Here is a 9,250-nt window from a genome sequence, read left to right on the forward strand (position 1 = left end):
GTGACCGGCATTCTCGTGCTGTGCGGGTGCACGGCGGGCGCGGGGCTGGCCCTGCTGGCGAGGGAGATCTGGCCCGCGCCGCCCCGGCTGGCCCCGGCACTGCGGCGGCTGAACCCGCCGCTGCTGCGGCCCGGTCAGAGCGCGGTCACCTCGGCGGCCGAGATCCGGTGGCAGGCGTTCGCCGAGCGTGTCCCTGGCCCCTTCCCCCGGCAGGACCTGGACCTTCTTCAGCAGTCCGCCGAGTGGTTCTTCCTCCAGAAGATCGCGTTCGCGCTCTGTGGGCTGCTGCTGCCGCTGATCGTGATCGGCGGCTGGAGCCTGATGGGCCTTGACGTCCCGCTGTTCCTCCCGGGCGTCTTCGGTATCGTCGCGGCCGCGGCACTGTGGTTCGTGCCCGACTGGCAGGTCAACGACCAGGCCAAGAAGGCGCGCACCGAGTTCGCGCACGCCGCGGCGGCGTTCCTGGAGCTCGTGGCGTTGCGGATGCGCTCCAACGTCGGCGCTTCCACCGCCCTGGAGGAAGCCGCCGCGATCGGCCGGGGCTGGCCGTACCTGCGCCTCCAGGAAGCCCTGGCCCGGGCGCGGGCCGAGAAGGTCTCCCCCTGGCAGGCCGTCGAGGATTTGGGCACCCAGCTGCGGCTGCCGGTCCTCGCGGACACCGCCGACATCATGCGCCGCTCCAGCAATGACGGCGCCGCCGTCTACGCCACCCTGCGTGCCCGCGCGGAGAGTATGCGCACCGAACTGCTCACCGACGAGGCCGCCACCGCCAACGCGGACAGCGAAAAGATGTCCGCTCCCGGCGCTCTCCTGGCGACCGTCGTGATGTTCGCCATCGCCTTCCCCGGCGTCCTGAGCATCTTCACCGCCTGACCCCACGGCCCCCTCCTTGCGCCGCCTCACCCACTCCTGCACACCTTGAGAAGGAGCCTCCATGTCCCCCTTCCTGATAAAGACCGCCGTCCGTGCCCAGTCCCTGGAGCACAGGGTGCGCGCCCGCCTGAACACGGTGCGCGAGCACGGTGCACTGGGCGGCGACCGGGGCGAGAGCCCCATCCAGACCGTGATCATCGTGCTCGCCGGGCTGGCCGGCGCACTCCTGATCGCCGGCGGACTCGCCGCGCTGTACGCCAAGTACGGCGGCCAGATGGCCGGGAAGTGACCTGCCCCACAACGCCGTTGGCCCGGCGGCGTACCGGAGACCGGGGGGCGTCGGCGATCCAGACGGCGATCATCGTGCCCGTCGTGCTGACCGTATTCATCACCGCGCTCCAGGCCGCCCTGTGGGGGTACGCCCGCAACCTCGCCCAGAGCGCCGCCCGCGAAGGCGTCACCGCCGGGCGGATGTACGGGGCCGGACCCGGCGCGGGGGCCGCGCAGGCACGCAGCGTGCTGAAGCGGCGGGCCGGCACCAACCTCACCGGCCACGCCGTCTCCACGGCGGGCAGCAGCCCGAACCTGATCCGCATCACCGTCACCGGACGCGCCCAGTCGCTGGTCCCCGGCATCCCGGACTGGCCCGTCACCGCCCAGGCCTCCGGCGAGGTCGAACGGTGGACCGTCCCCCAGTAAGCAGCAGCGTCACATCCCCCCCCATTGGAGATCGCCTCATGGTGCATGACGACCGCACACCGTCGACGGACATCGAGCTGGCCCGGACACCCGAGCCGCAGGTCAGCATGGTGTTCGAGGACGAAGTGGAGATGGTCCTCAAGCGCGCGCGGGAACAGGAAGCGGCCGAGATCACCGGGTTGCTCATGGAGCCACGACGCCCGAACCCCCGCTCAGCGTGGCGTGTCCTGACCACCCAGGCAGCGGCAGAGCAGTGACCGTACGAAAGCGGAGAGGGGCGCAGGCGGCGTGAACCCACACGCAGGCCGCAGCCGGGGGTGGTGGGCCCGCGGACGGATGGCCGGGGATAGGGGCAGTGCCCCGATCGAGGCGGTGATCGTGGTCCCGGTCCTGATCGCCTTCGGGCTGCTGTTCGTCGCCGGGGCGCGCCTGGCGATGGCCTCCCAGGCCGTCGACACCGCCTCCGAACACGCCGCCCGAGCCGCCTCGTTGGCCCGCACGGTGAACGCCGCGCAGGGCGAGGCGCAGCGGGCGGCCGCGCAGTCGCTGGCCGGTGACAGCCAGCCCTGCACCGCCACGACCGTGCAGGCCAACACGAAGGGGCTGGCGGTCGCGGTCGGGCAGGCCGCCACCGTCACCGTCACGGTGTCCTGCACCGTTCCCCTGGGCGATCTTCTCCTGTTCGGCGGCGGGCCCGGAGTGCGCACCCTCACCAGCGAGTTCACCTCCGTGGTGGATGCCTACCGGCAACGGGAGGGCACATGATCACCCCCTGCTGGGTCTGCGCAAGGGTGGCGCGGGCGGGTCAGGTGGTGCGTGCCCGGTATCGGCAGCGGATCGCCCTGCGGTCGGACGAGGGCAGTGTTTCGATCTTCGTGGCGATCGTGACGGTGCCGCTGCTCCTGCTCGGCGGTCTCCTGGTCGTCGACGCGACCGGAAAAATGCGTGCCGACGAGAGGGCGGATGCCATCGCGATGGAGGCTGCCCGTGCGGCCGCCCAGGCCATCGACGGAGCAGCCCTCCTGGGCCAGGGCAAGGCGGCCGCCGACCCGGCCACCGCCACCGGCGCCGCACAGGGCTACCTCGCCCGCGCCGGCGTCACCGGGCAGGTCACCGTCGCCGACGGCGGCACCCGCATCACCGTGACCGTCGACGACACCTACGCCACGAAGTTCCTGTCCATGGCCGGGGTCACCTCCCTGGCCGTCAGCGGGCACGGCCAAGCCGCCCTGCTGCACGGGGTCCTCACCCCGCAAGGCCAGAAAGGCCCCTGATCCATGACCACTTCCGGAGCGGACCGACAGCGTGGTGCGGCGGCCGTCGTACGGGCGCTGCTGAGCCTGATCGCCGTCCTCGCCCTGGTCGGCGGTCTGCCGGTACTCCTCTGGCACGCCACCGCCGCGACCTGGGCCCCCGGCCTCGACGCACTGGGGCAGCTCCTGTCGAGTGCGGACACGGTGCCGGTGTTCCTGCTCGCCCTCACCGTCCTCGGGTGGGCCGGGTGGGCCGCGTTCACGCTCTCGCTGGCCGTGGAGATCCCCGCGCAGGTACGCGGACTGTCCGCACCCAGGCTCCCCGGACTCGGCACAGGACAACGGGCGGCCGCTCTGCTGGTCGGCGGGATCCTGCTCCTGCTGCCCACCGGAACCGCACTCGCCTCCCCCGCCCAGGCCACCACCACTATCTCCGCGCCGAAGACCACCGGGGCACCTGCCGCCGAAGGAGTCCCCGCCTCGGCGGCCGAGGCCCGATCCACCGCCACCAAGCAGGAAGCACCGACGTACACCGTGCGCGACCTGCGCCCGGCAGAAAGCCTGTGGTCCATCGCGGAAGACCACCTCGGGGACGGGTCCCGGTATACGGAGATCGCCGACCTCAACGAGGGCCGCACCATGAACGACGGAAACGTCTTCCGGACACAGGCGCCGATCCAGCCCGGATGGGTCCTGCGGATGCCCGCCACCCCCACCACAAGTGAAGTGCCCACGACCCCGCCCCAGGGCGACGCCGCGCAAAGCTCCACGACGTCGTACACGGTCAAGGCCGGGGACACACTGACGGCCATCGCCGAGGACCAGCTCGGCGACGCGGAGAAGTACCCCGAGATCTACACGGCGAACAAGAAGACGCTGGCCGACCCCGACCACATCTACCCCGGCCAGCACCTGACCCTCCCCGCAGATCCCGGCGCGGGCCCCGCGGGCACCGCACCTGCTCCCACACCGCACCGTCCGGCGCCCGCCCCAGCACCCGGGGGTGACAAGAGCAGCGGAGCGCCGGACCCGAAGACGCCCGCCCCCGAGCCCGTCCCCACCTCGCCTGCTCCGTCCGCGACACCGTCGCCGTCCGCTCCCGCCTCGCCTGCCCCGTCCGACCGTGCACCGGAGGCACCCGTGCCGCCCGCCAACACCCCGCCCCAAGCCCCCAGCAGCCCCGCCAGCGCCCCCACGTCTGCCTCCCCCGCACCAGAGGAGGAGGGCGGGGCAGTAGCCGAGTCCGCGTCATCCATGGACTTGCGGACGGTAGCAGGCACCGGGGCGCTCCTGGCCGGATCGGTGGTCAGCGCGCTCGCGCTGCGCCGCCTGCTGCAACGGCGCCGTCGCAAGCCCGGCCAGAGCATTCCCGTGGCCCAGACCGGGCGTGCCGAGCAGCTCCTGGGCGCGGCGGCCGAGCAGGCGAGTCCGCAGCTTCTGGATCACGCCTTGCGGGCGCTCGCACAGCGTGCCGCGGCCGACAACCAGCAGGTGCCGGTGCTGCGCGCGGCGACCGTCACCGCCCGCACCGTCGGCGTTTTGCCCGACGACCTGTCCGCCGAACCGGTCTGGCCCTTCGTCGCCGGCCCCGACGGCGCGGGCAGCTGGTGGCAGCTGCCCGCCGCCCCGGCGCTGCCCGAGGCGGCTGTGCAGGTGCCCCCGCCGCTGCCGGGGCTGGTGTCGGTGGGGGCGCGGGCGGACAACAGTCTGCTCCTGCTGAACCTTCCGGCCGTGCGGAGTCTGCTCCTGGACGGCACCGCGGAACAGGTGGAGCAGGTCGCCCTGTCGCTCGCGCTGGAACTCAGCCAGAGCCCGTGGGCGGCCACGACCGAGATCGTCGCGGTCGGCTTCGGCAAAGACCTGGCACAGCTGCTGCCCACCGCGCGCATCCAGTACGTCGCAGAACTGGCGCACGCCACCCGCGATCTCGCGGAGCGGGCCATCGAGGCCCACCTGGACGAAGACGAAAAGGACGGTGAAGGCAGCGCACCGGTAGGCCCGTGGATCCTGCTGGCTCCGGGCCCGGTCACGGACGAGGACGCCTGGGCACTGGCCGACGCTCTCGACAAGACCAGGGACGTGCCCACGTGTGTGGTGCTTCCCGCCGCCGTGCGTGCGCGCTTCCCTGACGCCGATGTCCTCGACGCCGGCGTGCCGCAGACCGAGCTCCAGCCCCTGCCCTGCGTCGACGAACGGGTCCGCCTCCAGCGGCTGGAACCGGAGATCTACCAGGAAGTCCTGCACGCACTCCAGGTCGCAGGCCAGCCCCCGCAGGATCCAGATCCACGGGGGCCGTGGACGCACGTCCCGCAGGAACCCGTGCCTCTCACCCCCCAGGCCGCCGCCCGGCAGGCCGCACAGAACAGGCCCGCCCGCGCCCACACCCCGGGCCCCGGGAACCGGGATCGGGATCGGGATCGGGATACGGCAGAGGACTCAGGCATCTTCCACTCGCTGCTCGCGGCGGTCCAAGACCCTGCCTCCGTCACCGCCGTGCCCGCCCCGGTCCCGCCAGCCGACCCGCCGCCCGCCGCGGCCGCCGCACCCTTGGCCCCGGAGGTGAAAGGACCGGGACGCCCCGGGGCGGGAGCGGCCCCGACGCCGCCGTCGTCCCCACCCCTGCTGCGGATGCTGGGCCCCATTGAGGTCACCCGGCTCAGCGGGAAGGGACACGGCCCCAAACTCGCCCTGCTCACCGCACTGCTGCACTTTCGGCCCTCGCGCGACGGGTACAGCATCCGCGAGGCCATGGACCCGAAATCACCCTGGTCAGCCGACACCTTCAGCTCCCGGATGACCACCCTGCGCGCCCAGCTCGGAACCGCCGAGGACGGCCAGCCCTACGTCGTCCGGCGCCGGGCCGGCGCCCCCTACACCCTGCACCCCGACTTCACCTGCGACTGGCACGCCTTTCTGCGCCTGGCCGAACACGGGCTCGCCAGCAAGACCGTGGAGCCGTTGGACGAGGCCCTTTCCCTGGTCCGCGGCCGGCCCTTCGGCACCCACGCCCCTACCTGGGCCTTCGCCCTTCAGCAGGAAATGATCACCAGGATCACCGACATCGCCCACGCCGCCGCCCAGCACCACACCGCGCACGGCCTCTACGACAAGGCCGGCCACGCGCTCAACATCGGGCTCGAAGTCGACGACAGCGCCGAACTCCTCCACCGCGACCTGCTCCGCCTCGAAGCCGCCCGCGGCAACCGGGCGGGAATCCAGGCAGTTGTGGAACTGATCCGCCGGGTCAACGACCACCTCGACGTCAGCATGGAACCCGAAACCGAACACCTCATCACCGAGCTCCTCTCCGACAAGAACACGGAGCACTAATGGAGGACATCGGTCGTCACTCCGCCGCCCGCTCGATACCGGACGGGCACAACAAAGACCAGACCCACGACCTCACGGCACCCCACAGCACACAGTTCCGTGGCCGTGCGCCGATCTGGCGGGGCCACGGCCCCGGCTACCACGCCCGACGCCAAGCGGGGACAGACGCCCGGCGCACCCACCACTCAGCCCGGAGCCAGCAGCCCTCCCTCACCCCGCACGGACAGCTCAACCGTGAACTCACCCAAGGCTCCAGCATGGGAAACACATCAGCGTCGAGACCGCCCGGCGCGGCCGGCGGTGGCCACACGACAAACTCATCCGTGCCGCCGAACTCAGCGACCACACTGTGGAAGGAGCAACGCGCGTGAGCGCCCTGCAGCTGACACGCACGCACCGCATACTGATCGGTGTGGTGGTCACCGGTGCGGTGATCATCGCGGGGATCGGCTTCGCCGGTTCGTACGCGGCGGTGCGCGAACTCGCCGCCGAGAAGGGCTTCGGAGACTTCTCGCTGGTCTTCCCGATCGGTATCGACGCGGGCATCTGTGTGCTGCTCGCGCTGGACCTGCTGCTGACCTGGATGCGGATTCCGTTCCCGCTGCTGCGGCAGACCGCATGGCTGCTGACGGCGGCGACGATCGCGTTCAACGGCGCGGCGTCCTGGCCGGACCCGCTGGGCGTCGGCATGCATGCCGTCATTCCGGTGCTGTTCGTGGTGTCGGTGGAGGCAGCCCGGCACGCGGTGGGCCGAATCGCGGACATCACAGCCGACAAACACATGGAGGGCGTGCGGCTCACCCGGTGGCTGTTGTCGCCGGTGCCGACGTTTAGGCTGTGGCGGCGGATGAAGCTGTGGGAGCTGCGGTCGTACGAGCAGGTCATCAAGCTGGAGCAGGACCGGCTGATCTATCAGGCGCGGCTCCAGGCGCGGTTCGGGCGGGCGTGGAAGCGGAAGGCTCCGGTGGAATCGCTGATGCCGCTGCGCCTCGCCAAGTACGGGGTGCCGCTCGCGGACACCGGTCCGGCGGGGCTCGCGGCGGCGGGCATCGAGCCGGTACTGCTGCCGCCGGCACCGACGGTCTCCGGTTCTGCTCCGGCGCTGCCCGCCGCGCAGGAGGCGCAGAGCGATCCGGGTCCGATAGCCGAGGGGGCTGCTCCCCGGGTGCGGCTGGAGAAGGACGCGGCTGCCGCTGCCGAGCCTGCCCAGTCTGCCGAATCGGTCGTACGAGAGAAGGCTCCGGCCCCCGAGCCCGCGGCGGCGGTCGCCCCGCCGGAGGCCGAGGCCTCCCCGGTCGCTCCGGTCCCCGAGCACGCGGCCCCGACGCACCCGAGCCAATGGTTCGACGCCCCGCTGCCCTCGCAGCAGAAGCAGTACACCGGCGATTACGACCCCACGGCCGCGCCGCAGGTCATGATGCCCGCCGGACCCGGCCGCAACCGCCCGCTCGGCGGGTACGACCCCGAGTTCGGGCCGGACTTCGCGACGAACGACGCGGACTTCGTACTCGACGACGACGCGTACTACGCGGCGTTCCGCAAGTGCGCGAACGAGAACGGGGCGTTCCCGACACCGCTCCAGTTCGGGTCGTACCTCTTCGATCTGCACGGGCACGAGCTGCCGCTGAACGAGCTGGAGCTCATGACGAAGCAGTACCAACAGCCACCGCACACCACCAACGGAGGATCACCCGCACTAGCTGCACGGAACCGCTCCCCGCGCACCGCTCACGCCACAATCACGCCAGTGACAGAAACACCCACCCAGGCACCAGACCAACAAGAAGCCCCGTCCACGACAGCCGATTCCACCGAGTCGAAACAAGTCGCCCTCGTGGCACAAAAGTTGAAGGAGGCCGAAAAGCAGGGGCAAAAGCTCACCGGCACCGACGTCGCCCGCCTCCTCGGTGTCCCCGGCCGCACCGCACGACGCCGCCTCCAACGAGCCCGCGAACAACACACCACCAGCCAGAGCACGATCACTGCAACGTGACACGAGTTGCACCTATCGCTGCGCCCGCAACAGCCCCTACTCACGGTTCTCACCCCAACCGCACCTGCAGCGCACTCGCGTGGACACCACTCCACCATGCCGGGAATCCCTAACCCATCGCCTGATACCTCTGCGACGTCACCACCGACCCATCCCGCTGGCCGACAACGTCCACCTCGCCCTCGAACCCGCCCCCGACGACCATACCGAGACGGTCACCGTCCACCACATGACCGCCACCATCACCGGCGCCCAACCGATCACCGACTGGGGCCACCACTCCATCTCCCTCAACCACCCGCACGCCGCCGACCGCAACTACTCGACGTGCCGGAACTGGCAGTTCGCCCACCACCTCCACGCCCAAGGAGTCCCCGACATCCGAGGCAATCAACCCCGCGGCCTTGCAACCCGACCCGTCCCGGGACAACTGCCGCTGCACTGTAGGACGAGAGCCCCGTGGTGCCAGGCGATGTGTCCGGCACCACGGGGCAGGCTCAGCGCCGCTCCGCTTTGTGACCCTTATGGCGCGCGGTTGCCGCTTGGGGCACTCGCTCTTGGGCCTCCTGCATCCGACGTTCCACGGCCTGGTCAAGCGCGGTCCGTGCGCGCTTCCGATAGAAGTCGACGAGCAACGGGAGCGTCAGGCAGAAATACAGCCAAAATCCCCAGTTTTCGCCCACGTGCACCAGCACGGTTTCCAGCCAGCTTGTACGCATTTCGTGTGTCCTCAAGTTGGGCCGCAACCCCACTCGGGGTCAAGCGGCCAGCGTGTACGCACTTGGCGAAGTGGCACGCGCTACCTGGGGAGCGCCGGGCACGATGGGTGAAGCCAGGCCGATTACGCCGCAAGGGGACATTGCGTGTGGGGGTACACAGGAGCAGAACGGATAGTGCAGTAGCCCCAGTAGGCGATCTAGAAGTGATCGAACCAAACGAGCAATGGATCGCAGGCGAGTTACGACCTGCGCCACTTCTCGCTCAGACAGGCACCTGAACTGCGCGAGACCCCAGGCCTCGTTAGCCTCGGGCTTTCATGAAGGCCGGTGTCCGACGGGTGATCAGGCAAACGAAAAGTGCCTCTGACCAGCGAGAATGAGGA

The 9,250-nt window shown here is 70.7% G+C and carries 9 protein-coding genes; 8 read left to right on the plus strand and 1 reads right to left on the minus strand.

All coding sequences use genetic code 11. From position 1 onward, the window contains the following. The 8 genes from IE269_RS40805 (at nt 1) to IE269_RS40840 (ending at nt 8,148) form a co-directional block, all read left to right on the plus strand. Nucleotides 1-873 (plus strand): type II secretion system F family protein, encoded by an 873-nt coding sequence (locus IE269_RS40805; RefSeq protein ID WP_229898601.1) that lies wholly within the window; start codon nt 1-3, stop codon nt 871-873. A gap of 61 nt (nt 874-934) precedes the next feature. Continuing rightward, nucleotides 935-1,162, plus strand: coding sequence for a hypothetical protein (locus tag IE269_RS40810; protein WP_189828415.1), 228 nt, complete (start codon nt 935-937; stop codon nt 1,160-1,162). Further along, nucleotides 1,159-1,572 (plus strand): TadE family protein, encoded by a 414-nt coding sequence (locus IE269_RS40815; RefSeq protein WP_189828416.1) that lies wholly within the window; start codon nt 1,159-1,161, stop codon nt 1,570-1,572. The genes IE269_RS40810 and IE269_RS40815 overlap by 4 nt, the downstream gene beginning before the upstream one ends. Nucleotides 1,573-1,610: 38 nt before the next feature. After that, nucleotides 1,611-1,829 carry a hypothetical protein gene (locus tag IE269_RS40820; RefSeq protein ID WP_189828417.1) on the plus strand — a complete coding sequence of 73 codons (219 nt, stop codon included), beginning with the start codon at nt 1,611-1,613 and terminating at the stop codon, nt 1,827-1,829. Nucleotides 1,830-1,860: 31 nt separating this feature from the next. Beyond that, nucleotides 1,861-2,337 (plus strand): TadE/TadG family type IV pilus assembly protein, encoded by a 477-nt coding sequence (locus IE269_RS40825; protein WP_229898603.1) that lies wholly within the window; start codon nt 1,861-1,863, stop codon nt 2,335-2,337. After that, entirely contained in the window at nt 2,334-2,846 is a 513-nt protein-coding gene (locus IE269_RS40830; RefSeq protein WP_189828418.1) for a pilus assembly protein TadG-related protein, read from the plus strand. Before IE269_RS40825 ends, IE269_RS40830 begins: the two co-directional genes overlap by 4 nt. 3 nt (nt 2,847-2,849) lie before the next feature. Continuing rightward, on the plus strand, nt 2,850-6,155 hold the full coding sequence (locus tag IE269_RS40835) for a LysM peptidoglycan-binding domain-containing protein (RefSeq protein ID WP_189828419.1): 3,306 nt from the start codon (nt 2,850-2,852) through the stop codon (nt 6,153-6,155). A gap of 367 nt (nt 6,156-6,522) precedes the next feature. Continuing rightward, on the plus strand, nt 6,523-8,148 hold the full coding sequence (locus tag IE269_RS40840) for a DUF2637 domain-containing protein (RefSeq protein WP_229898604.1): 1,626 nt from the start codon (nt 6,523-6,525) through the stop codon (nt 8,146-8,148). Nucleotides 8,149-8,645: 497 nt separating this feature from the next. Here IE269_RS40840 and IE269_RS40845 read toward each other — a convergent pair whose 3' ends face one another. Continuing rightward, a complete protein-coding gene (locus tag IE269_RS40845) occupies nt 8,646-8,867 on the minus strand; it encodes a hypothetical protein (protein ID WP_189828420.1) in 222 nt (73 codons plus the stop codon). Nucleotides 8,868-9,250 lie beyond the last annotated feature (383 nt).

It is taken from the genome of Streptomyces spiroverticillatus (assembly GCA_014650415.1).
Taxonomy (GTDB): Bacteria; Actinomycetota; Actinomycetes; order Streptomycetales; family Streptomycetaceae; genus Streptomyces; species Streptomyces spiroverticillatus.

What these genes read in the sequence shown, in the direction of transcription:
- IE269_RS40810 (WP_189828415.1), top strand. Translation starts at nt 935, where the DNA reads ATGTCCCCCTTCCTGATAAAGACCGCCGTCCGTGCCCAGTCCCTGGAG.
- IE269_RS40820 (WP_189828417.1), top strand. Translation starts at nt 1,611, where the DNA reads ATGGTGCATGACGACCGCACACCGTCGACGGACATCGAGCTGGCCCGG.
- IE269_RS40830 (WP_189828418.1), top strand. Translation starts at nt 2,334, where the DNA reads ATGATCACCCCCTGCTGGGTCTGCGCAAGGGTGGCGCGGGCGGGTCAG.
- IE269_RS40835 (WP_189828419.1), top strand. Translation starts at nt 2,850, where the DNA reads ATGACCACTTCCGGAGCGGACCGACAGCGTGGTGCGGCGGCCGTCGTA.
- IE269_RS40845 (WP_189828420.1), bottom strand. Translation starts at nt 8,867, where the DNA reads ATGCGTACAAGCTGGCTGGAAACCGTGCTGGTGCACGTGGGCGAAAAC.